Annotated in this window: 27 protein-coding genes and 1 other RNA gene; 20 read left to right on the forward strand and 8 right to left on the reverse strand. The window is 71.1% G+C overall.

The features are described from left to right. Positions 1-2,454 (forward strand): DEAD/DEAH box helicase (locus ABZU52_RS17910; RefSeq protein WP_354972119.1); only part of this gene is annotated, 2,454 nt, incomplete at its 5' end. Further along, positions 2,451-3,362, forward strand: a complete 912-nt coding sequence (locus ABZU52_RS17915; protein WP_354972120.1) for an SWIM zinc finger family protein — start codon at positions 2,451-2,453, stop codon at positions 3,360-3,362. The genes ABZU52_RS17910 and ABZU52_RS17915, both read left to right, overlap by 4 nt. Before the next feature lie 46 nt (positions 3,363-3,408). On the opposite strand, the gene ABZU52_RS17920 is transcribed toward ABZU52_RS17915, so the two are convergent. Next, entirely contained in the window at positions 3,409-3,666 is a 258-nt protein-coding gene (locus ABZU52_RS17920) for a DUF3040 domain-containing protein (protein ID WP_354972121.1), read from the reverse strand. 431 nt (positions 3,667-4,097) lie between these two features. Between ABZU52_RS17920 and ABZU52_RS17925 the strand changes: the two genes are divergently transcribed. From ABZU52_RS17925 to ABZU52_RS17945, 5 genes are read left to right on the forward strand one after another with little or no spacing between them, the layout of a single operon-like run. Further along, on the forward strand, positions 4,098-6,179 hold the full coding sequence (locus ABZU52_RS17925) for a DUF1800 family protein (protein WP_354972122.1): 2,082 nt from the start codon (positions 4,098-4,100) through the stop codon (positions 6,177-6,179). Positions 6,180-6,187: 8 nt separating this feature from the next. Beyond that, the gene (locus ABZU52_RS17930) at positions 6,188-7,570 is read left to right on the forward strand and encodes a DUF1501 domain-containing protein (RefSeq protein WP_354972123.1); all 1,383 of its coding nucleotides are present in this window, start codon (positions 6,188-6,190) and stop codon (positions 7,568-7,570) included. Continuing rightward, positions 7,567-8,985, forward strand: a complete 1,419-nt coding sequence (locus ABZU52_RS17935; RefSeq protein WP_354972124.1) for a ferredoxin reductase family protein — start codon at positions 7,567-7,569, stop codon at positions 8,983-8,985. Before ABZU52_RS17930 ends, ABZU52_RS17935 begins: the two co-directional genes overlap by 4 nt. 14 nt (positions 8,986-8,999) lie before the next feature. After that, on the forward strand, positions 9,000-9,578 hold the full coding sequence (locus tag ABZU52_RS17940) for an FMN-binding protein (RefSeq protein WP_354972125.1): 579 nt from the start codon (positions 9,000-9,002) through the stop codon (positions 9,576-9,578). Positions 9,579-9,627: 49 nt separating this feature from the next. Beyond that, complete coding sequence (locus tag ABZU52_RS17945) at positions 9,628-10,350, forward strand: FAD:protein FMN transferase (protein ID WP_354972164.1); 723 nt, start codon at positions 9,628-9,630, stop codon at positions 10,348-10,350. A 321-nt stretch (positions 10,351-10,671) separates the two neighbouring features. Here the strand turns inward: ABZU52_RS17945 and ABZU52_RS17950 are convergent, their stop codons facing one another. Continuing rightward, complete coding sequence (locus ABZU52_RS17950) at positions 10,672-11,343, reverse strand: bifunctional DNA primase/polymerase (RefSeq protein ID WP_354972126.1); 672 nt, start codon at positions 11,341-11,343, stop codon at positions 10,672-10,674. 247 nt (positions 11,344-11,590) lie between these two features. Here ABZU52_RS17950 and ABZU52_RS17955 point away from each other — a divergent pair, with 247 nt between their 5' ends. The 7 genes from ABZU52_RS17955 to mctP all read left to right on the forward strand — a co-directional run bounded on the left by ABZU52_RS17955 (position 11,591) and on the right by mctP (position 18,317). After that, positions 11,591-12,820 carry a helix-turn-helix domain-containing protein gene (locus ABZU52_RS17955; protein WP_354972127.1) on the forward strand — a complete coding sequence of 410 codons (1,230 nt, stop codon included), beginning with the start codon at positions 11,591-11,593 and terminating at the stop codon, positions 12,818-12,820. A 16-nt stretch (positions 12,821-12,836) separates the two neighbouring features. Next, positions 12,837-13,409, forward strand: coding sequence for a flavoprotein (locus tag ABZU52_RS17960; protein ID WP_354972128.1), 573 nt, complete (start codon positions 12,837-12,839; stop codon positions 13,407-13,409). Between the two features lie 82 nt (positions 13,410-13,491). Then, entirely contained in the window at positions 13,492-14,364 is an 873-nt protein-coding gene (locus ABZU52_RS17965) for a Nif3-like dinuclear metal center hexameric protein (protein ID WP_354972129.1), read from the forward strand. Continuing rightward, positions 14,354-15,091: a C4-type zinc ribbon domain-containing protein gene (locus ABZU52_RS17970; protein WP_354972130.1), complete on the forward strand. Its 738-nt coding sequence runs from the start codon at positions 14,354-14,356 to the stop codon at positions 15,089-15,091. The genes ABZU52_RS17965 and ABZU52_RS17970 overlap by 11 nt, the downstream gene beginning before the upstream one ends. A 3-nt stretch (positions 15,092-15,094) precedes the next feature. Next, positions 15,095-16,270, forward strand: coding sequence for a bifunctional RNase H/acid phosphatase (locus ABZU52_RS17975; RefSeq protein WP_354972131.1), 1,176 nt, complete (start codon positions 15,095-15,097; stop codon positions 16,268-16,270). Between the two features lie 155 nt (positions 16,271-16,425). Then, positions 16,426-16,668 carry a DUF3311 domain-containing protein gene (locus tag ABZU52_RS17980; RefSeq protein WP_354972132.1) on the forward strand — a complete coding sequence of 81 codons (243 nt, stop codon included), beginning with the start codon at positions 16,426-16,428 and terminating at the stop codon, positions 16,666-16,668. After that, the gene (gene mctP / locus ABZU52_RS17985) at positions 16,668-18,317 is read left to right on the forward strand and encodes a monocarboxylate uptake permease MctP (RefSeq protein WP_354972133.1); all 1,650 of its coding nucleotides are present in this window, start codon (positions 16,668-16,670) and stop codon (positions 18,315-18,317) included. Before ABZU52_RS17980 ends, mctP begins: the two co-directional genes overlap by 1 nt. Positions 18,318-18,517: 200 nt before the next feature. Here the strand turns inward: mctP and ABZU52_RS17990 are convergent, their stop codons facing one another. Then, complete coding sequence (locus ABZU52_RS17990; RefSeq protein ID WP_354972134.1) at positions 18,518-18,979, reverse strand: MarR family transcriptional regulator; 462 nt, start codon at positions 18,977-18,979, stop codon at positions 18,518-18,520. A 54-nt stretch (positions 18,980-19,033) separates the two neighbouring features. Here ABZU52_RS17990 and ABZU52_RS17995 point away from each other — a divergent pair, with 54 nt between their 5' ends. Continuing rightward, complete coding sequence (locus ABZU52_RS17995) at positions 19,034-20,266, forward strand: MFS transporter (protein WP_354972135.1); 1,233 nt, start codon at positions 19,034-19,036, stop codon at positions 20,264-20,266. A 182-nt stretch (positions 20,267-20,448) separates the two neighbouring features. Here the strand turns inward: ABZU52_RS17995 and ABZU52_RS18000 are convergent, their stop codons facing one another. Then, complete coding sequence (locus tag ABZU52_RS18000; RefSeq protein ID WP_354972136.1) at positions 20,449-21,210, reverse strand: sulfite exporter TauE/SafE family protein; 762 nt, start codon at positions 21,208-21,210, stop codon at positions 20,449-20,451. Positions 21,211-21,302: 92 nt separating this feature from the next. Between ABZU52_RS18000 and ABZU52_RS18005 the strand changes: the two genes are divergently transcribed. The 3 genes from ABZU52_RS18005 (at position 21,303) to rnpB (ending at position 22,535) form a co-directional block, all read left to right on the forward strand. Then, entirely contained in the window at positions 21,303-21,587 is a 285-nt protein-coding gene (locus tag ABZU52_RS18005) for a hypothetical protein (protein ID WP_354972137.1), read from the forward strand. Continuing rightward, the gene (locus tag ABZU52_RS18010; protein ID WP_354972138.1) at positions 21,584-21,970 is read left to right on the forward strand and encodes a hypothetical protein; all 387 of its coding nucleotides are present in this window, start codon (positions 21,584-21,586) and stop codon (positions 21,968-21,970) included. The genes ABZU52_RS18005 and ABZU52_RS18010 overlap by 4 nt, the downstream gene beginning before the upstream one ends. Positions 21,971-22,119: 149 nt before the next feature. Further along, positions 22,120-22,535, forward strand: an RNA gene (rnpB, locus tag ABZU52_RS18015) — RNase P RNA component class A. 337 nt (positions 22,536-22,872) lie between these two features. On the opposite strand, the gene ABZU52_RS18020 is transcribed toward rnpB, so the two are convergent. From ABZU52_RS18020 to ABZU52_RS18035, 4 genes are all read right to left on the reverse strand, one after another. Further along, positions 22,873-23,547, reverse strand: a complete 675-nt coding sequence (locus ABZU52_RS18020) for a PhzF family phenazine biosynthesis protein (RefSeq protein WP_354972139.1) — start codon at positions 23,545-23,547, stop codon at positions 22,873-22,875. 233 nt (positions 23,548-23,780) lie between these two features. Next, positions 23,781-23,972, reverse strand: a complete 192-nt coding sequence (locus tag ABZU52_RS18025) for a DUF397 domain-containing protein (protein WP_354972140.1) — start codon at positions 23,970-23,972, stop codon at positions 23,781-23,783. A gap of 81 nt (positions 23,973-24,053) precedes the next feature. Beyond that, positions 24,054-24,245: a DUF397 domain-containing protein gene (locus ABZU52_RS18030; RefSeq protein ID WP_354972141.1), complete on the reverse strand. Its 192-nt coding sequence runs from the start codon at positions 24,243-24,245 to the stop codon at positions 24,054-24,056. Then, complete coding sequence (locus ABZU52_RS18035) at positions 24,232-25,038, reverse strand: helix-turn-helix transcriptional regulator (RefSeq protein ID WP_354972142.1); 807 nt, start codon at positions 25,036-25,038, stop codon at positions 24,232-24,234. Before ABZU52_RS18035 ends, ABZU52_RS18030 begins: the two co-directional genes overlap by 14 nt. A gap of 275 nt (positions 25,039-25,313) precedes the next feature. Here ABZU52_RS18035 and ABZU52_RS18040 point away from each other — a divergent pair, with 275 nt between their 5' ends. Beyond that, positions 25,314-25,571, forward strand: a complete 258-nt coding sequence (locus tag ABZU52_RS18040; RefSeq protein WP_354972165.1) for a hypothetical protein — start codon at positions 25,314-25,316, stop codon at positions 25,569-25,571. Continuing rightward, a complete protein-coding gene (locus ABZU52_RS18045) occupies positions 25,568-25,834 on the forward strand; it encodes a hypothetical protein (protein WP_354972143.1) in 267 nt (88 codons plus the stop codon). The genes ABZU52_RS18040 and ABZU52_RS18045 overlap by 4 nt, the downstream gene beginning before the upstream one ends. The last annotated feature ends 25 nt before the right edge of the window (positions 25,835-25,859 follow it).

Genomic DNA, 25,859 nt, shown 5'->3' on the forward strand with positions numbered 1-25,859 from the left:
GCGACCACCACGCTGGCCCGCGGGCTGCGTCCGGGCGGCCCGGCACCGGCCTGGTTGGCCGCGCTCGCCGGCCCTCAGCGGGACTTCACCATCGACCCGGCCGGGCTGGCCACCCTCTCCGCCGAACTGGACGCCTGGCAGCGCGACGCCGCCGGTGGCCCGGTACGGGCCAGTTTCCGCCTGGTGGAACCGGCCCCCGACGAGGTCACCGAACCGATCCTGGCCACCCGGGCGGTGCCGGCCGACACTGTGCCGGTGCCGGCCGACACTTCGTCGGTCGAGTCGAGCGGTGGCGGGCGTTGGCGGCTGGAGTTCGGGTTGCAGGCCGCGGACGAGCCCGGCCTGCACGTCGACGCCGGGGAGGTCTGGCGGGCGCCGCAGACGCTCGGCGGCCTGGCGGGCCGGACGAGCAGCCCGCAGGAGACACTCCTCGCCGAGCTGGGCCGGGCCAGCCGGCTCTGGCCGGACCTGGACGCCGCGCTGCGTACCGCCGCCCCGGAGGCAATGGAACTCGACGTCGAGGGGGCCCACCGGTTCCTCAGCGCGGGCGCCCCGGTGCTGCACGCGGCCGGTTTCGGGGTGCTGCTGCCGTCCTGGTGGCAGCGTCCGTCGGCGCGCCTGGGCGCCCGGTTGCGGGCTCGCAGCCGCACCGCGCCGGGCACCGTGGGTGGCACCGATGCCGGCGTCGGTCTGGACGCCCTGGTCGACTACCGCTGGGAGATCGCGCTCGGTGACCAGCCGCTGTCCGCCGAGGAGTTGGCGGCGCTGGCCGAGATGAAGACCCCACTGGTACGGCTGCGCGGCCGGTGGGTGGAGCTGGACCCGGGGCGGCTCGCCGCCGGGCTGCGCCTGCTCCGCTCCGCGGGCGAGCTGACCGTCGCCGACCTGCTCCGCCTCGGGCTGGCGGACGGCGAGGCCACCGGTGCGCTGCCGGTGCTGGAGGTGAGCGCCGACGGGGCGCTGGGTGACCTGCTCGCCGGCGCGGTCGAGCGCCGACTCACTCCACTGGACCCGCCTCCCAGCTTTCAGGGGACGCTGCGGCCGTACCAGCAGCGTGGGCTGGCCTGGCTGGCCTTCCTGCGCTCACTCGGCCTGGGTGGTGTGCTCGCCGACGACATGGGGCTGGGTAAGACGGTGCAGCTGCTAGCGCTGCTCGCCGGGGACCCACCGGAGGCCGGGCCGACCCTGCTGGTCTGTCCAATGTCGCTGGTCGGCAACTGGCAGCGGGAGGCAGCGCGCTTCACCCCGGAGCTGCGGGTGCACGTACACCATGGTGCCGAGCGGGCGCGGGGGGCGGAGTTCACCGCGGCCGCGCACGGCGCGGACCTGGTTCTCACCACCTACTCGGTGGCCGCCCGCGACGCCGCCGACCTGGCCGGGATCGACTGGCACCGGGTGGTGGTGGACGAGGCGCAGGCGATCAAGAACGCGTCGACCCGGCAGGCCGAGGCGGTTCGCGCGCTGCCCGCCCGGCAACGGGTGGCGGTGACCGGTACGCCGGTGGAGAACCGGCTCGCCGACCTCTGGTCGATCATGCAGTTCGCCAATCCCGGTCTGCTCGGGCCGGCCGCGACGTTCCGCAAGCGGTTCGCCGAGCCGATCGAGCGGCACGGCGACGCCGAGGCCGCCGAGCGGCTCCGCCGGATCACCGGGCCGTTCGTCTTGCGCCGGCTCAAGACCGACTCGTCGATCATCTCCGACCTGCCGGAGAAGCTGGAGATGGAGGTGCTCTGCAACCTCACCGCCGAGCAGGCCGCGCTGTACCGGGTGGTGGTCGACGACATGCTCGCCCGGATCGAGACCAGCGACGGCATCGAGCGACGCGGCCTGGTGCTGGCCACCATGACCCGCCTCAAGCAGGTCTGCAACCACCCCGCCCAACTGCTGCGCGACGGCTCGCCGTTGGAGGGCCGCTCCGGCAAGCTGGCCCGGCTCACCGAGATCCTGGAGGAGGTGCTGGCGGCGGGGGAGCGGGCGCTGCTCTTCACCCAGTACGCCGAGTTCGGCGCGATGTTGCGTGGTCACCTGTCCGCGCGGTTCGGCCGGGAGGTGCTGTTCCTGCACGGTGGCCTCGGCAAGGCCGAGCGGGACGCCCTGGTGCAGCGTTTCCAGTCGGCGGACGGCCCGCCGCTGTTCGTCCTGTCCCTCAAGGCCGGCGGCACCGGGCTGACCCTGACCGCCGCGAACCACGTGGTGCATGTGGACCGGTGGTGGAACCCGGCGGTGGAGGACCAGGCCACCGACCGGGCGTTCCGGATCGGGCAGCGCCGACGGGTGCAGGTCCGCAAGTTCGTCTGCGCCGGCACTGTCGAAGAGAAGGTGGCCGCGCTGATCGCCGACAAGCGCAGCCTCGCCGAGCGGGTGGTCGGCACCGGCGAGCAGTGGATCACCGAGTTGTCCACCGGCCAGTTGCGGGACCTGTTCGCCCTGGAGGCCGGGGCGGTGGTGGAGTGAGCGAGCGGAGCGACTTCGCCGACTACGGGCGCCCCCGCCGGGTCGACGGGGGCCTGCGGGCGCGCAGCGCCCGGGGCGCGATCGGCCGGTCCTGGTGGTCGCGGCGTTTCCTGGAGGTGCTGGAGTCGTTCGCGCTCGGCACCCGGTTGACCCGGGGCCGGTCGTACGCGCGGGCCGGTCAGGTGCTCACGCTCGACATCACACCCGGACGGGTCAGCGCGGTGGTGCAGGGCTCCCGGCCGAAGCCGTACCAGGTGTCGATCGCGGTGAAGCCGTTCCCTGCCGCGCTCTGGTCCCGAATCGAGAACGAGCTGGCCGGGCAGGCGTTCTTCAGCGCCCGGCTGCTCGCCGGGGACCTGCCCGACGAGTTGGAGGAGCTGTTCGCCGCCGCCGGCGCGCCGCTCTTCCCGGCCGCCGTCGACGAGCTGACCCAGCGCTGCAACTGCCCCGACTTCGCGGTGCCGTGCAAGCACCTCGCGGCGACGTTCTACCTGCTGGCCGAGGCGTTCGACGCCGACCCGTTCGAGCTGCTGCACTGGCGCGGTCGGTCCCGCGCGGAGTTGCTCGACGAGCTCCGCGCCCGCCGCGCCGCGGCCACCGGTGCCGCCCCGCCGCCTCCGCCGGCCGACCCACCGTCCGAACCGGACGGTGTGGTGTCGGCAGTGGACGTCGCCGGGCCGGTCGGCGCCGCCCGCGCGCTCGCCGGGCTGTCGACGACGCCGCTGGCGGAGGCGGCGGACCGGTTCTGGTCGGCGCCGGTGCCGTTGCCGGATCGGCCGCCCCGACTGGTGACCGGCACCGACCTGCTGCTGCGCCAGCTCGGCGCGCCGGCCCCGGCTGTCGGTGGGCCGGGAACGCTCGAACGGTTGCGTCGTGCGTACCGGGCGTTCGGCCCGGCTGACCGGTGAGCTGACACCTGCACCGGCGTCGGCGTCCCGTTGAGCGGTTGAGCGGTCACGTCCAGCGGCGGCGGAACCGCCACATGATCGCGGCGTTGGCCACCAGGACCACCGCGCAGATCGCGCCGGTGAGTCGGCCGGCGAACACGGCTATCGCCGGCAGTGACGCCCACAGCACGATTGTCAACAACATCAGGTAGCGGCCCTTGCGGGCCCGAACCCGGTGGTCCAGTTTCTTGAAGAATGCCGGGTCACTTTCCCGGAGCTGACGGGTGATCTGGTCGAATCTGCGCTGATCCTCTTTGCTGAGCATGGCGCTGCCTTCCCCTCACGCGTTCAGCGGTTCGGCGGCATACCCGCTGCGGTGGCGGCTCACGCTCGCCCGTCGCCGCTACTTTTCCTCCACGCGAGGTCGCCTCACGTCCGGCTTACCTGAACCTTAAGTTTGCCTTTGGCGGTGAACGGCGCGGAAAGTGTCGGCTGCGGCGGTGTGGTCCGATCCGTGCTCGGCTGGCGCGCGTACGCCCTGCTGGGAAGGTCTGCGGGCAGCTTCACCCCGCGGCCCGCCGCGGCTGTCGCACTGAGCGCTGTCTTAAGTGCCCTCACTGGTGTGTTCCGGCCACCTTGAAGGGCCCTGGGGCCTTGGTTACCTTGCCGTAGCAACCCCCTCAGGCAACAGTCGCCGCACCTGCCGCACCTGCCCGGTAGCAGCTTCCGGCGCTCTTCAGAAATCGGGATTGGTACATGGCCGACCAGAATGTGCCACCACGTCGACCGCGGGACGACCGCGGTTGGGACGGACGCCAGCACCACAGCGCTGACGGCTACGGCGACCCCCACGCGCCCGCGCCCCACGGCTACGACTCGCCCCACCCCTACCAGGGCGGCTACGCCGCGCAGGCCGACCCGCGTGAGCAGTACGCCGGGCAGCCCGCACCCGCCCCGCGCGGTCCGCAGTGGGTCGGCCCGGAGGGCCTTGGCCGCCCGGCCCCGGCGCGACCGGCCGGCACCGGACTGCCCACCATCGACGATGACGACGAGCCGGGTCGCAAGGTCGGTCGCCGTAAGGCGATGGTCGCCCTCGGCGGCACCGCCGCCGTCGTCGCCGGCGGCGCGGCGCTCGCCATGACCCCGCAGATCCGTGGCCTCTTCGGCGACGAGGCGGCGGCCGGCGACGCGACCGGCAGCACGGTGACCGACGGCACCGCCGCGCGGCCCAGTGGCCAGCAGCCCAGCACGGTGCGTACCTACACCGAGCAGAACGAGAGCTACATGGGCTCCCGGGCCGGTGAGGCGCTGAAGAAGAACGCGCCGGCCGGTGGGCGTACCTTCTCCGGCCCGGCCGCCGCCGCGGCGGCGACCACGGTGACCGTGAAGACGGTGCTGGCCAAGGACCCGATCCTGCACCTGGCCCGACGCGCCACCTTCGGCGTGACGCCAGCGGTGGTCGCCGACATCAAGCGCGAAGGCATGGACGCCTGGATCCGCGCCCAGCTGGACCCGGACAAGTTGGAGCCGAGCAAGGGCGAGCTGAAGCTCGCCGAGTTGCCGACCCAGAAGCTCTCCGTGCAGCAGCTGCGCGACCAGCGGGACAAGCTCAACGAGCAGGACGCCCAACCGGAGCGGGAGATGGTCGACGCCACCATCGCCCGGCAGATCTGGTCCAAGCGTCAGCTGTTCGAGGTGATGGTCGACTTCTGGAACGACTTCCTGCACGTCGCCGCGGACTTCGACGGCGGCGAGGTGTACCGCAACTCCTTCGACCAGGACGTCGTGCGCAAGCACGCGCTGGGCAGCTACCCGGAGATGCTGGTCGCCGCGAACAAGCACCCGGCGCTGCTGATCTACCTGAACCAGAAGGACTCCCGCAAGGACGCGATCAACGAGAACCTCGCCCGGGAGAACCTCGAGCTCTACTCGGTCGGCGTCGACGGCGGTTACAAGGAGCCGGACGTCCGGCAGGCCGCCATGTTGCAGACCGGCCGCGGCGTCGACGACAAGGGTAGGTACGTCTTCCGCCCCGAGCAGCACTACGTCGGCAAGGTGAAGATTCTCGGCTTCACCCACCCGAACAACTCGGCCGACCCGAAGAAGGCCGAAGCGGCGATCGACGCGTACATCACCTACATCGCGACGCACCCGTCGACCGCGAAGTACGTGGCGCAGAGCCTGGCCACCCGGTTCGTCTCGGACACCCCGCCGAAGTCCCTGGTGGACCGGCTGGCCAAGACGTACACCACCAACAAGGGCATGATCAAGCCGGTCCTGATGACGCTGTTCTGCTCCTCGGAGTTCTGGGCCGGGGTGGGCCAGAAGGTGCGCCGGCCGATGGAGTACCTGGTAGCCACGTACCGCACCCTGGGCGTCTCGCCGGAGGCGTCGCCGAAGCACGACAACGGCGACAGCAAGCGCACCGCGTACGCCCGGGGGCTGCGCCAGATCCACGACAAGATGCGCGAGCTGGGCCAGTACCCGATGGGTCAGCCCACTCCAGACGGCTACCCGGACGTCTACGTCGCCTGGACCTCGGCCGGCACCATGGTCAACGGCTGGAACGAGGCGGGCGAGATCCTCGCCGGCTACCGCACCACCTTCACGTACACGCCGCCGGAGAAGTTGGTCGCCAAGCCGCCGACGACTGCCGGGGCGTACGTGGACGCGCTCTCGCTGCGACTGGTCGGCCAGAAGCTGAGCACGCGGGAGAAGAACCTGATCCTCGGCGTGGCCGGTGTGGCGGCGACCACGAAGGTCGACGCCACGTTCAACGGGGCCATCACCGCCGTCGCGCGGGCGATCCTCGCTTCCCCCCAGCACCACCTCCGGTGAGGCACCCGATGGAGAAGACTGTGTACAACTCTTTCCCCCTGCACCCCGAATGCCCCGACGTGCGGCGGCTGGCCGACAACCCGGCCGAGGCGTTGCTGCGCGCCGAGGCCGACATCGTCGCCGCCGAGAACGCCGCGGAGTTCGACAGGTACCGCACCCTGGAGAACCTGGAGGAGGCCCAGCAGGACGGTCGCGGGGTGACCCGGCGGACCTTCGTCGCCGGTGCCGCGGCCACCGCCACCGCGTTGGCCACCGCCCAGTTCGTCACCACCTCGGCGTCGTTCGCGGCGACCAAGACCGGCACCCTGATCCACGTCTTCCTCTACGGCGGGCTGGACGGGCTGAGCCTCGTCGCGCCGGACAACGACGCGGTGCTCAACAAGGCCCGGCCCGATCTGCTGCTCGGCAACGACTCGCTGGCCCTGGGCCGCGGCTTCAAGCTGACCAGCGCGTTCAAGCCGCTGGAGAAGTGGCTCACCGCCGGTCAGCTGGGCTTCATCCCGGCGGTCTCCGACGAGCGGCTGTCCCGCAGCCACTTCCAGGCCGCGGACGCCTGCAACCTGGGTGGGCTGCCGAACGAGACCGGTGGTCGGGGCTGGCTGGACGGGCTGGTCGACAACCTGGGCAAGGGCACCGCGTTCCGCAGCGTCGGCATCGGCAGCACGCTGCCCCGCTCGCTGGTCGGCAACAACGGCGCGCTGTCGCTGAACAACGTCGGGTCGCTGCGGCTCAACGGTGACGAGCGGTTCCGGGCCGCCACCGAGAAGGCCATCAAGGGGCTCTTCACCGGGATCAATCACCCGGTCGAGGAGGCCGTGCAGGAGGGCATGGGCGCGCTGGCCACCGCCCAGAAGCTCGCCGCCAAGCCGTACCAGCCCGCCGAGGGCGTCAAGTACGAGGGCGTCGGCAACGCGTTCCAGCAGCTCGCCCAGCTGATCAAGGGCGGCGCCAACGTGCGGGTCGCCACTGTCGGCATGGGTGGCTACGACACCCATGAGAACCAGGGCACCCGCGAGGGCGGCCAGCTGCACCGCCGGTTGAACGAGCTGGCCAGCGCGATGGCCGCCTTCTTCACCGACCTCGGCCCGCAGGCCGCCGACGTGACGATCATGGTGTCCAGCGAGTTCGGCCGTCGGGTCGGCTCCAACGGCGGCGGCACCGACCACGGGCACGGCGGGGTGGTCACCCTGCTGTCCGGCAAGAAGCTGGCCGGTTCGCTGCTCGGCACCTGGAACGGCCTGGACAAGCTGGACTCCGGCGACGTGCCGGAGTACAACAACATGTTCAACGTCTACGGCGCGGTGGCTCAGGGCCGGTTCGGGCTCACCAACGCGGAGGTCGACAAGGTCTTCCCCCGTCAGAAGTACACCCCGATGAAGCTGTACGCGTGACGCATCCGCACACCCACGCCACCGGCCGTCGTACCGGGACCTCGTCCCGGCACGGCGGCCGGCCGGCTGAGCCCGTACCCCCGCAGATCCCGGCCCGGCGCGGACCCGGCGGCCGACGGCTGCTGGGCGTGCTGCTCCTGGTCGGTCTGCTCGCCAGCGTGCTGCCGTGGTGGTTGGGCACCCCCGCCGGATCGCTGCGCAGCACCGCGGCCACCGTCACCGCGGCCGGCCGGATCACCGGCCTGGTCGCCGGCTACCTGCTGCTGGTGCAGGTGCTGATGATGAGTCGACTGCCGGTGCTGGAACGGTGGATCGGCGGCGAGCAGACGGCCCGCTGGCACCGGGACATCGGTGCCACCCTGCTGGTCACCGTGCTGGCGCACATGTCGCTGATCCTCGTCGGCTACGCCGACCTGCGTAACCAGTCGATCCTCGCCGAGGTCGGGACGTTGCTCGGCGACTACGAGGACATGCTCTCGGCGTTCGTCGCCACCGGCATCATGATGCTTGTCGGGTTCAGCAGCGTCCGGGCGATCCGGCGGGCGTTGCCCTACGAGCTGTGGCACCTGCTGCACCTGTCCAGCTACCTGATCCTGCTGCTCGGCTTCGGCCACCAGTTCACCCACGGCGCGCAGCTGTACAAGCCCGGACCGGTGCGCACCGGCTGGATCGCGCTCTACCTGCTGGTGGTCGCGGCCCTGCTCTGGGGCCGGGTGATCGCGCCGCTGGCGTTCAACCTGCGCTACCAGCTGCGGGTCGCCGACGTGGTCGCCGAGAGCCCCGACACCATCTCCATCTACCTCACCGGGGAACGGCTCGGCCGGCTGGCGATGCTCGGCGGCCAACACTTCCGCTGGCGGTTTCTCACCCGGGGCTGCTGGTGGCAGTCGCACCCGTTCTCCGTCTCCGCCGCCGCCAACGGCCGCTGGCTGCGGATCACCGTCAAGGTGGTCGGCACTCACACCGCGGACCTGCGTGACCTGGAGCCGGGCACCCGGGTCTGGGCCGAAGGGCCGTCGGGCACCTTCACCGCCGCGCACCGGCTCCGCGAGCGGGCGCTGCTGATCGCCGGGGGCAGCGGCATCACGCCGATCCGGGCGATGCTGGAGGAGTTGCCGCCGGGCGCCGCCCTGATCTACCGGGCCCGCACCCCGGCCGACGTGCTGCTCAGCCGCGAGTTGGACTGGCTGGCCCAGGAACGCGACACCTCCGTGTGGTACGTCATCGGCTCCCGCGACGACCCCGGCCCCCGCCAGCTGATCAGCCCGGACGGTCTACGTCAGCTGGTGCCCGACGTGGCCCGGCGCGACGTCTACCTGTGCGGGCCGCCCGGGTTGGTGGAACAGTCGGTGCGGGCGCTGCGGCGGGCCGGCGTGCCCCGACGGCAGATCCACCTGGCCACGTTCGAGCTGTAGGAAAGGGCATCCCCATGCGTCGCGCGCTCCTCGCGATCACCGGCCTGGCCGCCAGCACCACCGCGCTCGTGGTGTTCAAGGGCCCGCCGGGCGCCACCCAGGTCGCCCAGAACCTGCCGACCGCCCAGCCGGTCAACCCCACCCCGCAGGATGTCGAGCCGAGCGCCGGCCCGTCGGGTGTGGCGCCGAAGCCGTCGGCGACCGCCGACGCGCCCACGTCACCCAAGCCGACCAAGAGCACCGCGCGCCCGTCCGGCACCCGCACCACCACGAAGGCCGCACCCCGAACCACCACCAAGGCGCCGCAGTCGACCACCCGCCGGGTCACCGGCAACGGCTTCGAGAACGAGTACGGGTACGTGCAGGTGCAGATCGTCGTCTCGGGCAACCGGATCGTCGAGGCCGTCGCGCTGTCGCTGCCCAGCGGGGGTGAATCCGACATCCACAGCGGTGACGTCCGCAACCGCTACGACGGCAGCGGCGGCGAGGTGGTGCAGAAGCAGAACGCGAACCTCAACACCGTCTCCGGGGCCACCGAGACCAGCAACTCCTACAAGCAGTCGCTGCGCTCCGCCATCGAGCAGGCATTCTGACGTGCGGGCCACGCTGACCCGCCCCGGGCTGTGCCGGGTCGAACAGATCATGGGTACGGCGATCACACTGGACCTCGCCGACGATCTGCCACCGGCCACCCTGCGCGAGCTGGCGGATGACGTCTTCGCCTGGATGCACGAGGTGGACGCGCGGTTCAGCACCTACAAGCCGGACAGCGAGGTGTGCCGCTTCGACCGGGGTGAGGTGCTGCTCTCCGAGGCGTCCGCGGACCTGCGGTTCGTGCTGGAGACCTGCGCCGACCTGTGGGGTGCCACCGACGGGTTCTTCGACGCGTACGCCACCGGGCGGCTCGACCCGTCCGGCTACGTCAAGGGCTGGGCGGCTCAGGTCGCCTCGGACCGCCTGGTCGCCGCCGGTGCGGTCAACCACTGCGTGAACGCCGGCGGGGACGTACGGGTGCGGGGCCTGTCGCCGTCCGGGGAGCCGTGGCGCATCGGCATCCGGCACCCGTGGGACGCGATGGCGGCCTGCCTGGTGCTCACCGGAACCGACCTGGCGGTGGCCACGTCCGGCGTGTACGAGCGGGGCCGGCACGTGCTGGACCCGCGCCGGGGCGCACCGGCCAGTGGGCTGCGCTCGGTGACAGTGGTCGGCACCGACCTCGGGGTGGCCGACGCGTACGCCACCGCCGCGCTCGCCATGGGCACCCCCGGCCTCAACTGGCTGGCCCGCCTGGACGACCACGCCCACGCCGCGATAACCGACAACGCCCGCCAGTACCACTCCGCCAACCTCCCCCTGACCGACTAGGGCCTCGCCGCAGGCCGTCGTCGTCGAGGTCGCCGACGTCGCCGCCCCAGTGCACGACCTTGCCGCAGGCTCTAGCGGAGGGGGCGGTGGGTGCCGGCTGGGCGGGTGCCGGTGGGGCGGGGGCGGCCGGGGCGGGAGCCGGACGGTCGGGTGCCGGCCCAGCGGTGCCCTGGGTGGCTGCGCCGGGGCGGCTCGGTGCCGCCGGGGTGTGCCGCTCCGTCGTTGGTGGACATCGTTCCCCCGTTCGTGGCGCGGGTTCGCGCTCTTCCCCTGTCAACGAGGACCGGCATCCTGGCGACGCTGTCGGTCACCGGATCTGTTTCACATGCCTCGTCGGGGCAGCGGCAGGTGGCCGGGGAGCAGGTCGGGGGCGAGGGTCACCCCGGCGGCGCGCAGCGCTCCGATCAACGTGTTCTGCACGAGGTACGAATCCGGTAGTTGCCAGCGGGCCTGCTCCGGGGCGACCGCCCAGCGGACCGTGCCCTCCGGCAGCCGGGTGGGCGGCGCGGGGATCCACGAGCCCGGCCCGTGTCGGACCACGTGGAAGCAGTGCTCCAACTCCGGCCGGAGCGGATCGCCGGGGCGGACCAGGAACATCCACCGCCCGGTGGGCGTGACCAGCACCGGCCCGCGTACGCCGGTGCCGGCCGGGTGGATCTGAACCGCGTCGAGCACGTGCCGGCCGAGGTGGGCGGGCACCTCCAGCACGTCGAAGGCCCGGCCGGTGGGCAGCAGCACCCCGTGCGGTCGGCTCCGCCACCAGGTCGCCACCCGGGCCGGGTCGGCGCTGGCCGCCAACTCCCAGTTCTCCAGGGCGGGATGGCAACCCACTGTGGGACAGCCGGCCCGGCCGCAGACGAAGCGGCTGCGGGCCAGACAGGCGCCCGGGGTGACCTCCCAGCCGTGTACGGCGTACCGGATGGCGACCCGGCGCAGCCGGACCCGCTCCAGCGGCGACAGCTCGGCGACGCGCGGTCCGACATTTCCCCACATGTGTGCCAACTCCCCTCGTCGGTCCCGGCGTTCGCCAGGTCGCATGTCGAGCACCGTCACTGCCGTAACCCGCGATCGTTGAGGTTGACGAACGGCTCGTGCAACTTGCACGAAAGTACGAGGACTAGCCGTAAGGCTGACGTACATCGTGTGCGACCAGCGAAAACCTGAAGCTGAACGGCAGTCGCCGCGCCCGCGGACATCGCCACGGCTCGATACGTCGTGGGCAGCAGGGGAGGATGGGGAGATGGACGAGCTACCCATAGGCCGGCGAGTGGCCTACTGGCGGGGGCGACGCAAGATGTCGCAGCAGGTCTTCGCGGACCGGCTGGGCAAGTCCAAGAGCTGGGTGGACAAGGTCGAACGCGGCGTCCGTCGGTTGGACAAGTTCTCCGTCCTCTACGAGATCGCCGACATCCTCCAGATGGACGTGCAGCTGCTGATGGGCAAGGACCCGGAGCGGCGCGCCGACGCCCTCAACTGCATCGACCAGGTCGAGGTGCAGGAGATCCGGGCGGCGCTGGAACGCTACGACTCGATGAGCGCGTACTTCGACGCGGTGCCGTTCCCGCCGCCGATGGACGACATGCGCAAGGCCGTCAACCACGCCTGGCTCACCTACCAGTACGGCCGCTACGGGATGCTCACCCGGGCGCTGCCGAAGCTGCTGCGCGACGCCCAGGCGGCCGACGCCGCCTACGGCGGTGAGCAGGCCGCCGAGGCGGCCCACCTGCTCGGCCAGGCATACCAGATCGCTTCCTCGGTGCTGCGCAAGCTCGGCGAGTGCGAGCTCGCCTGGTTGGCCGCCGACCGGTCGATGGCGGTGGCCCAGCGGGCCGACGACCCGCTGCTGGCCGGGATCGCCACCACCCGGGTGTGCAACGCCCTGGTCGCGATGGGACGGGTCCGTCCCGCGTTGGAGCTGAACGTCCAGATCGCCAACCGGCTGGCGCCGGGTGGGAGTGGTCAGGTCTCCCCGGCCCGTCTCTCCGTGTACGGGATGCTGCTGCTCCAGGGCGCGATGGCCGCGTCCCGGATCGGCGACTCGGCCAGCGTCGACGACCTGATCAACGCGGCCCAGGAGGCCGCCACTCTGCTCGGCGGGGACCACAACCACTACTGGACGTCGTTCGGCCCGACCAACGTCGAACTGCACCGGGCCGCCGCCGCGGTGGAGCTGGGCGACGGGGGACGGGCCGTGGAGGTGCACCAGCTGCGCATCGCGGAGCCCGCCTTCAACGCGCTGCTGCCCGAGCGCCGCGCCCACCACCTGCTCGACATCGCCCGTGGCTACGCCCAGATAGGGGACGTGGCGAACGCCGGCGAGATGCTGCTGCTCGGCGATCGGCTCGCCCCGTCGGAGATCCGCTGCCGGCCGATCGCGCACGAGGTGATGTCTGACATCCTCCGTCGCACACGTGGTGCGCCGCCTTCTCCGGTAGCGGAGTTGGCTGAGCACATGGGAGTAGGGGTATGAGCGCGGAGCCGGTGTGATGGCCGGTGCAGCGCGCAACAGCGGGCACCGCGAGGTGCTCTACGTCATCGCCTGCGGTTCGCCGCTGGCGCGGCACGTCGGTCGTCTGGTCGACCTCGCCCAACGAAACGGTTGGGACGTCTGCGTGGTCACCACGCCGGACGGCGCGAAGTTCGTCGACCAGCCGGCCCTGATTCGGCAGACCGGCCACCCGGTGCGCACGCACTACAAGAACCCCGGTGACCCGGACGTGTTGCCACCCGCCGACGCCATGATCGTCTGCCCGGCCACCGTCAACACGGTCAACAAGTGGGCCGCCGGGATCACCGACACCCTGGCCCTCGGGCTGTTGGTGGAGGCCCAGGGCAAGGGCGTCCCCATCGTGGCGGTGCCGTACACCAACGCGGCGATGGCCGGCCACCCGGCGTTCCGTGCCGGGGTGGCCCGGCTGGCCGAGTGGGGCGTCACGGTGCTCTTCGGCGACGATGTGATCGCGCTGCATCCGCCCGGGACGGGGGAACAGCACCTGCACGCCTTCCCCTGGGCGATGCCGCTGGCCGCGTTGACGTCCGTCTCCTGGAGCGCCGCCTAGCGGGGCCGGCGGATCATCCACCCGACGCGGCCGGGCCGGGTGTCACCGCCCGGTGGCCCCCACGCCGGTAAGCTGGCCCGCCGTGAGCACAAGCGGATCCGCCCCCACAGTCAGCGACGTGGTGGCCGAGCTGGAACGGCGCTTTCCGCCGGTCTGGGCGGAGGAGTGGGACCGGGTGGGCCTGGTGCTCGGCGAGCCGGCCGCCCCGGTCCGCCGGGTGCTCTGCGTGGTCGACGTGGTGCCCGAGACGGTCGACGAAGCCCTCGCCGCCGACGCGGACATGATCATCGCGCATCACCCGCTGCTGCTGCGCGGGGTGTCCTCGGTCGCCGCGACGACAGTCAAGGGGCGGATCATCCACCAGTTGATCCGGGCCGGGGTGGCGCTCTACGCGGCGCACACCAACGCCGACGTGGCCTCCCCGGGCGTCTCCGACGCCCTCGCCGCCCGCTTCGGGCTCACCGGTCTGCGTCCGCTTCAGCGGCCCGCGCCGGGCTCGCCCGCCCACGGCGACGACCGGGGTTTCGGCCGGATCGGCGAGCTGCCCCAGCCGATGACCCTCGCCCAGCTGACCCGGCACGCCGCCGCGGTGCTCCCCGTCACGTCCTGGGGAGTTCGCGCGGCGGGGGATCCCGGGCGTATGGTTCGTACCCTCGCCGTCAGCGGCGGGTCGGGGGACAGCTTCCTCGGCGCCGCGACCGCCGCCGGGGTGGACGCGTTCCTCACCGCAGACCTGCGGCACCACCCGGCCGGCGAGCACCTCGCCGCCGATGGTCCCGCCCTGATCGACGCCGCCCACTGGGCGACCGAACGACCGTGGCTGGACGACCTGGCCGCCTTCCTCCGGGAGGCGCTGGACGTCGAGACGCTGGTGTCCGACCTGGACACCGACCCGTGGACCGTGCACGCCGCCGCACCCGTTGTGGACGACAAGGAGCCCGACCGTGAAGGCTGACCCTCAGGTGCAGCGCCGCCTGCTCGACCTCCAGGCGATCGACACCAACCTCGCCCAGCTCGCCCACCGTCGGCGAACGCTTGCCGAGCGAGCCGAGCTGGAGTCGCTGGCCCGGGAGCTGTCGTCGCTGGAGGACGAGCGGGTGCGCGCCCAGGTGGCCGTCGACGACCTGGACCGGGACATCGCCCGGTTGGAGAAGGACGTCGAGCAGGTCCGGGCCCGCAAGGAGAAGGACGAGAACCGGTTGGCCGCCGGCACCGGTCCCGCCCGTGAGCTGGAGGCGCTCCAGCACGAGCTGGTCTCGCTGAAGCGCCGCCAGGGCGACCTGGAGGACGCCGAGCTGGAGCTGATGGAGCAGCGGGAGACCGCGCAGGGCGTCCTGGACGGGGTGGAGCAGCGACTGGCCGAGACCCGGGACAAGCGGGCCGCGACCGAGCAGCGCCGCGACGAGGCGCTGGCCGAGATCGCGAAGGAGGAGGAGTTCAAGCGGGGGGCCCGTCAGCCGCTCGCCGCCGACCTCCCGAGTGAGCTGGTCAACCTCTACGACAAGATCCGCGAGGACACCGGGCTGGGTGCCGCGCTGCTGACCGGGGGCCGCTGCGGCGGGTGCCGGCTGGACCTGTCCGGCGCCGACCTGGCCCGGATCCGCAAGGCCGCCCCCGACGACGTGGTCCGCTGCGAGGACTGCCGACGGATCATGGTCCGCACCAACGAGTCGGGCCTGTAGGTCGTGGCGCCGCGGGTGGTCTCCATCGAGGCCGACGGTGGGTCCCGGGGCAACCCCGGCCCGGCCGGCTACGGCGCGGTGGTCCGCGACCCGGAGACCGGTGAGGTGCTCGCCGAGCGCTCCGAGTCGCTCGGTACGACCACCAACAACGTCGCCGAGTACCAGGGCCTGATCGCCGGGTTGACCGCCGCCGCCGAGCTGGGCGCAGCCGAGGTGGACGTCCGGATGGACTCCAAGCTGGTGGTCGAGCAGATGTGTGGCCGGTGGCAGATCAAGCACCCCGGTCTGCGCCCGCTCGCCGCCCAGGCCGCCGCGCTGGTGGGCCGGTTCACCGCGGTCCGGTTCAGCTGGATTCCGCGCGAGCAGAACCGGCACGCCGACGCCCTCGCCAACGCCGCCATGGACGCCGCCGCGGGTCGCCCCCCGGCGACGGCCGCCCCCTCCCGTCCTGCGACGACTGCGGCCGCCGGCCAGCCCTCGACGACGCCCGCCGCCCCGATCGTCGGCAGCGACCCGGCGACCGCGCCGGCCTCCTGGGAGCCGCGGCCGAGCTTCACCGCCACCCGGCTGATCCTGGTCCGGCACGGCGAGACCCCGTACACCGAGCAGCGGCGCTACTCCGGGCGCGGCGACGTGCCGCTCTCCGAGCGTGGCCGGGCCCAGGCCCGCGCCACCGGCGCCCGGGTGGCCGAGCTGGCCCCGTCCGTCGCGGCCGTGCTCAGCTCACCGCTCTCCCGGTGTACGGCGACAGCGGCGTCGATCGCCGAAGCGCTCGGTGACGTGCCCGTCCGTACCGAGGACGACCTGATCGAGTGCGACTTCGGCCAGTGGGAGGGGCGCACCTTCGCCGAGGTGCGCCAGCAGTGGCCGGGGGAGATGGACGCCTGGCTCGCCTCACCTCGGATCGCGCCGCCGGACGGGGAGTCGTTCACCCACGTCGCCGAACGCGCGCACCGCGTCATCAGCGGGCTGCTCAGCGCGTACCCCGGTGAGACAGTGGTGGTCGTCTCGCACGTCTCGCCGATCAAGCTGGTGCTGCGCGACGCCCTCGCGGCCGGCGACGGCTTTTTGCACCGGCTCTTCCTGGACGCGGCCGGCATCTCGGTGCTCGACATGTGGCCCGACGGCGGGGTGGCCGTGCGCACTGTCAACGACACCGCCCACCTGGCCGCTCTCTGAGTCGATAGACCCTCCGGCCGGTCGGGTCGCGCCGTTCGGCGCAGCCGGCCGGCCGTTCGGCGCAGCACCCTCCGGGCGGGAACAGTGACCGCCGTCACAGAGTCGTAGCCTCCGGCCGTTACATCGAATGCCTCGACTCCCCGGAGGTGTGTCAGATGACTGCACCCGAACCGGAGGCGCCCACCACGGCGCCGTCCAGGGCGAAGGACCACAGCCCCTGGAACTGGTTGCTCTTCATCCCCATCGTGGTGCCGCTGATCCCGGTCTTCTTCAATGGCGACTCGCCCCGGGTCTTCGGCTTCCCGCGCTTCTACTGGCTGCAACTGGCCTTCATCCTGCTCGGCGTCGGCACCACCACGTTGGTCTACCAGATGACGAAGAAGCGGGGTGACTCCTGATGTGGCGCGACCATCTCACCGAGATCATCGTCTTCACGTTCCTGTTCCTGCTGGTGAGCGTGATGGGCTTCGTGGCCGCCCGGTGGCGGGCACCGAAGGACATGGCGCACCTCGACGAGTGGGGGCTGGGCGGGCGCAGCTTCGGCGGCTGGATCACCTGGTTCCTGGTCGGCGGTGACCTCTACACCGCGTACACCTTCGTGGCGGTGCCGGCGTTGATGTTCGGTGCCGGCGCGGCCGGGTTCTTCGCCGTGCCGTACACCATCGTCATCTACCCGCTGGTCTTCCTGGTGCTGGTGCGGCTCTGGTCGGTGTCACACCGGCACGGGTTCGTCACGCCGGCCGACTTCGTCCGCAACCGGTTCGACTCGCCGGTGCTGGCGCTGCTGATCGCGATCACCGGCATCGTCGCCACCATGCCGTACATCGCGTTGCAGCTGGTCGGCATCGAGGCGGTGCTCAAGACGATGGGCGTCACCGGCGACAACGCGCTGGCCCGGCACCTGCCGATCATCATCGCGTTCGCCATCCTGGCCGCCTACACGTACCAGTCGGGGCTGCGCGCGCCCGCGCTGATCGCGTTCGTCAAGGACAGCCTGATCTACATCGTCATCCTGGTGGCGATCGTCTACCTGCCGTACAAGCTTGGCGGCTGGGGTGACATCTTCGCCGCCGCGGACGCGAAGTTCGACGCCTCGCCCAACCCGAACGACGGCATCCTGCTCAACGGCAACAACCAGCTTCAGTACGTGACGCTGGCGCTCGGCTCGGCGTTGGCGCTCTTCCTCTACCCGCACAGCATCACCGGTGTGCTGGCCAGCAGGAACCGCGACGTGATCAAGCGGAACATGTCGGCGCTGCCCGCGTACAGCCTGCTGCTCGGGTTGATCGCGCTGCTCGGCTACATGGCCATCGCGGCTGGCGTGAAGCCGCTGCCCGGCGCCTCGGCCGGCAGTGTGGACAACAACACCGTCGTACCGCTGCTGTTCGACCAGCAGTTCCCGGACTGGTTCGCCGGTGTCGCGTACGCGGCGATCGGCATCGGCGCGCTGGTGCCCGCCGCGATCATGTCGATCGCGGCGGCGAACCTGTTCACCCGCAACATCTACAAGGAGTACCTGAAGCGGGACGCCTCCTCGGCCCAGGAGGCCAACGTCTCGAAGATCACCTCGCTGGTGGTGAAGGTCGGTGCGGTGGCTTGCATCGTCTTCCTCGACCCGCAGTTCTCCATCGACCTCCAGCTGATCGGCGGCGTGATCATCCTCCAGACGCTGCCGGCGGTAGCGCTGGGCCTCTACACCCGCTGGTTCCACCGCACCGGCCTGATCGTCGGCTGGGCGGTCGGCATGGGGTTGGGCATGTGGATGCTCTACCAGGTGGCCAGCCCCACCCGGAAGCACTTCGGCGGCTCGGCGTTCCCGCTGTCGGAGTTCGGGTTCGACACCACCCGGACGATCTACGTCGGCATCGTGGCGGTGGCGGTCAACCTGGCCGTGGCGGCGCTGGTGACCCTCGCTCTGCGGGCCGCAAAGGTCGAGGAAGGAGTCGACGGCACCGAGCCGGACGACTACTTCGCCGACGAGGGCGACCCCCGCATCACCCCCGGCACCGACCGCGACGCCGACTCGGCCCGCGAACCGGTCGCCTGACCTCGGGTACGCGCCCGGGCACCGACATGGGTCGGTGCCCGGGCGTACCTGTTTCGCGGCGGCCGTGTGGTGTCTCTGCCGGACGCTGTGGAGCTGATGTCGCAAACGATTCAGCCCTGCCCGGTCTCGCGGCGGCTGCGGGTGTCCGTCTGGTGCTGTGGAGCTGATGTCGCAAACGGTTCAAGCCCCGTCCGGACCGGTCAGCGGGGGCGGTTGCGGTTTACCAGGGCCTGGTTGAGGCGGCCTAGCAGGGTCGCGAGGTTGGAGCGGTCCTCGGGGCTCCAGTCGGCCAGCATGTCGCCGTAGAGCCGGGTGCGCGCGGCCTGCACGACGGCCATCCGCTGGAGGCCGGCCGGGGTGGGGGAGATGACAGTGCCGCGCCCGTCGGACGGGTCCGGGGTACGGGTGATCAGGCCGTCCCGCTGAAGCGCGGACACCTGCCGGGTGACTGTCGAGCCGTCCAGGTTGAGCCGGGCGGCGAGCGCGGAGACGTTCTGTGGGCCGGCGTCGGCCAGGTGGCGCAGGATGACGTACGCCGCGCGGTCCAGCACCCGGTGCTCGGCGGTGCCGGTGGCCCGCCGGGTGGCCTCGCCGAAGCGCATCAGCAGGGCCACCTCGGTCTCGATCCGGCCGAGGGTGCTCTCGTCATGGTCGTCGCTCATAGCTGTATGATACAGAATAAATACCTGTACGATACAGCTATCTGAGGAGTCGGAGTGGATCGGCGTTCCGAACCGAACCGCAGTGCCATCTACGCCACCACGCTGGTGGCCTTCCTCGCCATCGCCGGCATCGCCGTCGTCGACCCGATCCTGCCGGCCATCGGCGAGGCGATCGGCGTCACCGCCTGGCAGGTCGAGCTGCTCTTCACCGCGTACATCGCGGTCATGGCCCTCGGCATGATCCCGGCGACGCTGGCCAGCGGCCGGTTCGGTTTCAAGCCGGTGCTCATCACCGGCGTCTCCGTGGTCGGCCTCGCCGCGATCCTCGCCTCGTTCAGCGACAACATCGTGCAGCTCTCCGTGCTGCGCGGCGTCTGGGGGCTGGGCAACGCGATGTTCTTCGCCACCGCCATGGTGGTACTGGTCAACCTGGCCATCGACCGGGAATGGGTGGTCGGCCTCTTCGAAACCGCCCTGGGTCTCGGCTTCGCCGTCGGACCGCTGATCGGTGGCCTGCTCGGCCAGGTCAGCTGGCGGCTGCCGTTCTTCGTCTGCGGCGTCTTCATGGTCCTCGCCCTCGGCGTGGCCTCCCGCAAACTCCGCGAACCCACCAACCGGCAGGCACCGGTACGCGTCGGCCAGATCTTCGCCACCTACCGCCGGCCGGCGTTCATCGCACTCTGCGCGGTCACCGCCGCGTACAACTTCGTGTTCTTCGTGGTGCTCGGCTACACGCCGCTCTTCCTCGGCCTGGACATCGTCCCGCTGGGGCTCGCGTTCACCGGCTGGGGCCTCGGCCTGGCCACCGGCATCCTGGTCATCGGTCACCGACTGGCCCACCGCATCGGCGCGGTGCAGACCGTCGGCGTGGCCATCGCCGGGCTGCTGGTCTGCATGGTCCTCTTCGCCACCTCCAGCAGCACCGCCGAGGCGCTGGTGGTGCTGGTGCTCGCCGGACTCTGCATGGGGCTGGCCAACGCCAACCTCACCGACCTGGCGCTCGGCCTCGGGTCCAGCGATCGGCGCGTCGCCACCGGCGCGTTCAACCTGGTCCGCTGGGGCGCCGCCGCACCGGCACCGATCATCTCCGGCAAGCTCGCCGAGCAGTCGCTGGCGCTGCCGTTCTGGGTCGGCTTCGGGGTGCTCGCCGTCGGCGTGCTCGTCTACCTGGCCTTCGCGCACGTGATGGCCGCCGGCTACGGCGAGCGCGTCCTCTGGTCCCGCTGGAACCGCAGCGCCGCGAGCGCCGAGAACACCGCCGAAGAGCCGGTAGGCGAGGCCTACTGACGCGCGGCCCCGCGCCTTGCCGCGCCGCCCCGCGCCGCGCCGCCCCGCGCCGTCCAAGATCCGCGCAGTTTCGGGGAAACTGCTGCCTCAACGGCGATGGAGGCAGCAGTTTCCCTGAAGTTGCCCGGATCTTGAGCGGCGTGGGTGCGGGTTCCGGGCGGTGGGGGAGCGGGTGGGCGGCCTCAGTTCAGGGCGCGCCAGAGCAGGTAGAGGCCGATCGTCGTACCGAACACCACGATCAGCGTCTTGAGCACCACCGGCGGCAGCCGGCGGACGAGCCGGGCGCCCGCGTACCCCCCAACCAGGGTGGCCGGAGCGACCACCGCGACGGCCGCCCAGTTCAACGGGCCGAACAGGGCGAACACCACGAGCGTCGTGCACCCCACCACCGCGGAGAGCAGATTCTTGATGGCGCTCACCCGGGCCAGGGTCGCGTCCAACACCAGGGCCAGCCCGGCCACCAGCATCACCCCGAGCGCCGCACCGAAGTAACCGCCGTACACCGAGCCCAGCGCGACCATCGTCTGGACCGTGACCGTCCGCTGGCGTGGCGACATGTCCCGGGGGTGACCGACCAGCCGGCGCAGCGGGTCCTGGAAGGCCAGGACCGCTGTCGCGCCGAGAACCAGAAACGGTACGACCAGCTCGAACGCGCGGGCCGGGGTGGCCAGCAGCAGCAACGCCCCGAGGATCGTGCCCACGATGGTGGTCGGCACCAGCGTGGCCAGCGCGCGGGGGCGCGGCAGGTCCTGCCGGCTGCCCGCCACGCTGGCCAGATACCCGGGGAACACGGCGACGGAGTTGCTGACGTTCGCCGGCACCGGGGGCAACCCGACCGCGATCATCGCCGGAAAGGTGATCAGCGAACCGCCACCGGCCACCGCGTTGACAGTGCCAGCGGCGAGACCGGCGGCGAGCAGCAGCGCGGCGTGGGAGAGATCCATAGCCACACGAGGCTAGTACGCGCGCCGAACCCGTCGTGAGCTGGCCGGCGAGGCGGAACAGGCCAGCGGTATACCGGTCGCATACTCCGGTCGTGGATACCACGATCAAAGTCGACACCGAGGTACGCGACCGCTTGGCGCTCCTGGCGAACGAACGTGGAACGACCATCCGGGACCTCATCGCCCAGCTCACCCAGGCGGCACTCACCGCCGACGAACTGCGCGACCGCGCGGCGCGCGCAGAGCAGTACGTCCGGCTCAAGATCGCTTCCGACCTCAGCGCCGACGACCTCACCCGGGGCGAGGACGTCTGGGCGGCCGTCGAAGCTGGCAATGTCCCGGAATCTCTAGCCGAAGATGGCCGGCGGGCGGCGTGAACGAGGCCGCGGTCATCCTCGACCACACGGCGCTGCTCACGCTCGGTGCCGGCAACCCGGCGCTCTGCGGGCTCGTGGTAACCGCACACAGGGGTGCGGGGCGGCACGTCCAGGTGCCGGCACTTTGCCTTGCCGCGGCCACCTCCGCCCGCCCGGCCCTGGGAGAGCACATCGGTGCCCTACCAGCGCTGGAGGTCGTCGAGCTGGGCTACGCCGCCGCTCTGCTGGTGGGGCGTCTGCTACGTCAAGGTGTGGACTGGCAGCTAGCCCATGCCGCCGCGCTGGGACGTCCCGACGCCGAGTGGCCCACCGGGCGTCCGGTCCTCACCGAGTTGCCGAAGGCGTACGCCGGAACCGGTGTCGTGACGATCAGCGTGAACTGACCGGTCGCTACCCAATGTCCGTCTCCACGCGCGCTGCCGTGCGGGCCGGGTCTGTCGAAGGCCCGGCTGCGGGGAAGGTCTGCGCGGGCACTGCCTGCGGGGCGGCAATAGGCGCGCGAGCGGCGTCGTTAGGATGACAGGGCGACGGACGAGTCGACCGGGCGGTCGCGTCGGCGGGCTTCGGCCCGCCGCCGAGGAACGTCCGGACTCCACAGGGCAGGGTGGTTGTTAACGGCAACCCGGGGCGACCCGCGGGACAGTGCCACAGAAAACAGACCGCCGACCCCAACGGGGACGGTAAGGGTGAAACGGTGGGGTAAGAGCCCACCAGCACCCCGGGTGACCGGGGTGGCTCGGTAAACCCCACCCGGAGCAAGGCCAAGCAAGGGCCGTCACCGCAAGATGACGACCCGGCGCAGACGCTTGAGGGCTGCCCGCCCGATGTCTGCGGGTAGGCCGCTAGAGCCTGCCGGCAACGGCAGGCCGAGATGGATGGCCGCCGCCGGCGCAAACCCCTCGGGGTACGCGCCGCGCACAGAATCCGGCGTACAGGTCGACTCGTCCGTCGCCCGCGCTGGAGCGACACACTCGTAATGCGTAGGTCAGCTCAGAGCCTTGAGGTCCTGACCTGGTTTTTTCTGCTGGGTGGCGGACCAGGGCCGTGGCGTCCTCGGTCTAACGATGCGACCCGGTGACGTTCACGCTGCCGTCAAGGCGGCCGCGTCGTACCTCGGCCACGCTGATCCCGGCAGAGCGACGACGCGATTCGTGTCGCCGGCTACGGGCGGCTGCCATTCTTCCCCGATGACCTTGCTTCTCATGATCGAGACAACGCCCGGCGAGTATTCGCTGCTGCTCAATGCGCGGGACGCCCTGAGCGGGTGCCTGGCGTGGTATTTCCTCTAAAGAGTGCGGGTTTCCTCAAGGGTGACCCGGCCGCCGACCTCGACGGTGTCGTCCGGGCCCGGTCGGGTCAGGATCTGAGACCCTTTGCCCTGCGTGATGTTCAGCGCCCGGCGCAGCTCGGCGGTGAGCACGATCGCGGACGCTCCGGTGGCCTCATCTTCGATGATGCCGTCGCCCCGGCGAGGAAATCCCCTGGTACGCACTCGGCCGGCGGCCTGGTCCTGCCACGCCCACGCGTACAGCCATCCCTCACCGGGCGGCGGACCCGGCAGCGCGCAAATTTCCTCGGCTGAGGCGTACTGCTGCATGAGCCTGTCGGGCGCCCACTGCGCGCGACCCCTGATCCAGGTGAACTCGCCCTCCTGCCAGGTGGGCACCGGGCCGGCCGGCGGGTGCAGGAGTGCCGGGCTGGCGTGGCGTCGACTCAGCAACCAGGACGTGCCCACCAGGGGGTGCCCGGCGAACGGCAGCCGCACGCTCGGCGTATGGATGTCGACGACCCCGGTGCCGGCGTCGTCGACGAAGACGGTTTCGCTGAAACCCAACCGCGCGGCCACGGCTTGACGGTCCTGCCCAGCGGCCACGGCAGGGCCGTCAAGAACGACGCCCAGCTGATTTCCGCACTGACCGCCGGGACCACAGAAGACCCGGAGTACATGGAGAGTTGGCACAAGCGATGCTATCCACAGCAGGTTTCCGAAGCGTCGCTCTGATCGATCAGTCGTTCCGGCTGACTTCGCCCCGATTCAAATCAGCGAGGCTGGCATGTTCGGAACCCCGGAGCAGGCAGCAGCCGTCGGAGAACGCGCCGCCCGCGCGGTAACACCGCCGCCACCATGATGGGCGCCATCTTCACCTGATCCATTGTTGCGACCGGGACTACGCGGTCCCGGTCGCACCCGGACTACGGCCGCTCGGCTACCTGAGCGACGAACGCGCGCCAGGCTGTCGGACCGAAGGTGAGGGCCGGGCCGGCAGGGTCCTTGCTGTCCCGAACACCCACGATGTAGGGCAGGTTGTCGGCGACCTCGACGCAGTTGCCCCCGGACGATCCGCTGCGCCGGGACTTGCGCCAGATGGCGTTAGTGAGGTCCATGATGGCCGTGTACTTCCTTCATCAGCTCGTTGGACAGTCGGCGCTGGCGTGGGGGCTTCGACTTGGTCGCGTCTGGCCTCGTCAGGCGTGCCCGGAGACTTGCGCGACGAATGCCCGCCAAGCAGCCGGACCGAAGGTCAGAGCCGGGCCGGCGGGGTCCTTGCTGTCCCGGACGCCAACGACACCGGGCAGGTTGTCAGCGACCTCGACGCAGTTGCCGCCGCTCGCGCCGCTGCGGGTGGACTTGCGCCACTGGGCGCTACTGAGGTCCATGATGGCTCTCAACTTCCTTCAGCAGGTCGATGGACTGCCGGCGAGGTAGCGTCTCGTTCCGGACGCTCTCCCACCTTGCCTGAAGCGTAGCTACCTCATCGTCCTTGTCGATGACGTCACCGCCAAGCTGGTTTTCGAGGTGGCCTACCCACACGCCCTCCTTGGACCGGGCCAGTGCGAACGGTCCGGACAGCCCGATGTGTAGGCCGCTGGCAGCCGGTACGACGTGGACGTGAACGTGTGGAAGCTCGGCCATCGCGACGAGATGGGCGATCTGCTGAGCCATGATCCCGCCGAGATCATCACCTGTGCGCCGTATCGCGCCTTCGTCCAGCACGGCGACGAACTGTGGCCGACGCTCGCCAGTCAGGATCGCTTGCCGGCTCATGCGCGCTTGGACGCGCTGCTCAACCTCGTCGTCGGTGAGGCTCTCGTCTGTCCGCAGGACGGTGCGGGCGTAGTGCTCCACCTGTAGCAGGCCGGGTATCAGGTTGGGCTCGAAGTAGCGAAGCTGTGTCGCCTCTCGCTCGGCGTCCAGCCAGGGCAGGAACCACGACGGCGCGCCGAACTTTGTCGCCAGGCGCTCGAAGAGTCCGCCGTTCTTCAAAGCTCGATCAGCGCCCTTGATGAAGTCCATCGTCAGCGCTCGGGTGCCGCTCTCTACGGCGCTGACGTGCGAGGCGCTGAAGCCTGCTGCCCGGCCGAACGCCTCTTGCGTCATCCCGGACGCTCCGCGAGCGCGGCGGATCTCGCTCACGATGAAGTCCGCGAGGGGACTCGGCACGTCAGCCATACAACTCTCCTCAAATCGGAGATCGACTACCCGAGGTGCCACACGCCTGGAGCCTGTTCTGCCAGCTCCGGCCCGGCCGCCTGCGATCCCTTCCGAGCGTAGTGGCCTCCACAGCAGAGTGTCACCAGGCGGCGCGGCTGGCAGGCCCACGAGATCCGGTGGTCGCGTTCGCAGCGGGGCCGCTTCCGACGGGCGAGCACTCACGGGAGCGGCCCCTTCCCAACGGCACCCAGGGGAAGACCGTGCCCTACGACAAGTCCGAGAAGTTCGGAAAGATGAAGGCTGGCGACGTAATCCACCTGACCGCCGCGGCGAGCGTGCAGTTCCTGCGCCCGATCTTCGTACGCGTCATCCGCGAGTTGCCCGAGCGGCACACGTACGACGGATGGGTCTGGATTGAGGGTTACCAGCTGAACGCGGCGGGCGACGCGGTGGCGCGGCGCGAGCTGTACGTGGTGCGTGCGGGCGTACGGATGCAAGCCCTGCCGACCAGGCCAGCCAAACGCCGGCGGCGTCCGGTGCGGATCGGATGACCGTCCGCCCGCGCCCGCACCTGCCGATGCGTCCAGCGTGGCGGTGCCGCAACTGCGCCGCGCCCTGGCCGTGCGGCCCAGCTCAGCTCGCCCTCGCCGCCGAGTTCTACGGCCACTCGATCGCGCTGGCCTTCTACCTGGCCGCGTCCATGCACGACGCGATCGACGATGCGTACAACCTGGGGTTGCGCCCCGACCTGCCCGCGCTGCACGCCCGCTTCCTCGGCTGGCTGTCGCTGGCCCGCCGACCTCGCCGACGCTGAGTCCAGCAGAAGAAACGAACCGGCC

The organism is Micromonospora sp. NPDC005220 (genome assembly GCF_040607895.1).
In the GTDB taxonomy this organism is placed as follows: Bacteria; Actinomycetota; Actinomycetes; order Mycobacteriales; family Micromonosporaceae; genus Micromonospora.

Coding starts and splice junctions, on each gene's coding strand:
- ABZU52_RS17920 (WP_354972121.1), bottom strand. CDS start 3,666: ATGCTCAGCAAAGAGGATCAGCGCAGATTCGACCAGATCACCCGTCAG.
- ABZU52_RS17925 (WP_354972122.1), top strand. CDS start 4,098: ATGGCCGACCAGAATGTGCCACCACGTCGACCGCGGGACGACCGCGGT.
- ABZU52_RS17930 (WP_354972123.1), top strand. CDS start 6,188: ATGGAGAAGACTGTGTACAACTCTTTCCCCCTGCACCCCGAATGCCCC.
- ABZU52_RS17940 (WP_354972125.1), top strand. CDS start 9,000: ATGCGTCGCGCGCTCCTCGCGATCACCGGCCTGGCCGCCAGCACCACC.
- ABZU52_RS17945 (WP_354972164.1), top strand. CDS start 9,628: ATGGGTACGGCGATCACACTGGACCTCGCCGACGATCTGCCACCGGCC.
- ABZU52_RS17950 (WP_354972126.1), bottom strand. CDS start 11,343: ATGTGGGGAAATGTCGGACCGCGCGTCGCCGAGCTGTCGCCGCTGGAG.
- ABZU52_RS17955 (WP_354972127.1), top strand. CDS start 11,591: ATGGACGAGCTACCCATAGGCCGGCGAGTGGCCTACTGGCGGGGGCGA.
- ABZU52_RS17960 (WP_354972128.1), top strand. CDS start 12,837: ATGGCCGGTGCAGCGCGCAACAGCGGGCACCGCGAGGTGCTCTACGTC.
- ABZU52_RS17980 (WP_354972132.1), top strand. CDS start 16,426: ATGACTGCACCCGAACCGGAGGCGCCCACCACGGCGCCGTCCAGGGCG.
- mctP (WP_354972133.1), top strand. CDS start 16,668: ATGTGGCGCGACCATCTCACCGAGATCATCGTCTTCACGTTCCTGTTC.
- ABZU52_RS17990 (WP_354972134.1), bottom strand. CDS start 18,979: ATGAGCGACGACCATGACGAGAGCACCCTCGGCCGGATCGAGACCGAG.
- ABZU52_RS18000 (WP_354972136.1), bottom strand. CDS start 21,210: ATGGATCTCTCCCACGCCGCGCTGCTGCTCGCCGCCGGTCTCGCCGCT.
- ABZU52_RS18025 (WP_354972140.1), bottom strand. CDS start 23,972: ATGGACCTCACTAACGCCATCTGGCGCAAGTCCCGGCGCAGCGGATCG.
- ABZU52_RS18030 (WP_354972141.1), bottom strand. CDS start 24,245: ATGGACCTCAGTAGCGCCCAGTGGCGCAAGTCCACCCGCAGCGGCGCG.
- ABZU52_RS18035 (WP_354972142.1), bottom strand. CDS start 25,038: ATGGCTGACGTGCCGAGTCCCCTCGCGGACTTCATCGTGAGCGAGATC.
- ABZU52_RS18040 (WP_354972165.1), top strand. CDS start 25,314: ATGAAGGCTGGCGACGTAATCCACCTGACCGCCGCGGCGAGCGTGCAG.
- ABZU52_RS18045 (WP_354972143.1), top strand. CDS start 25,568: ATGACCGTCCGCCCGCGCCCGCACCTGCCGATGCGTCCAGCGTGGCGG.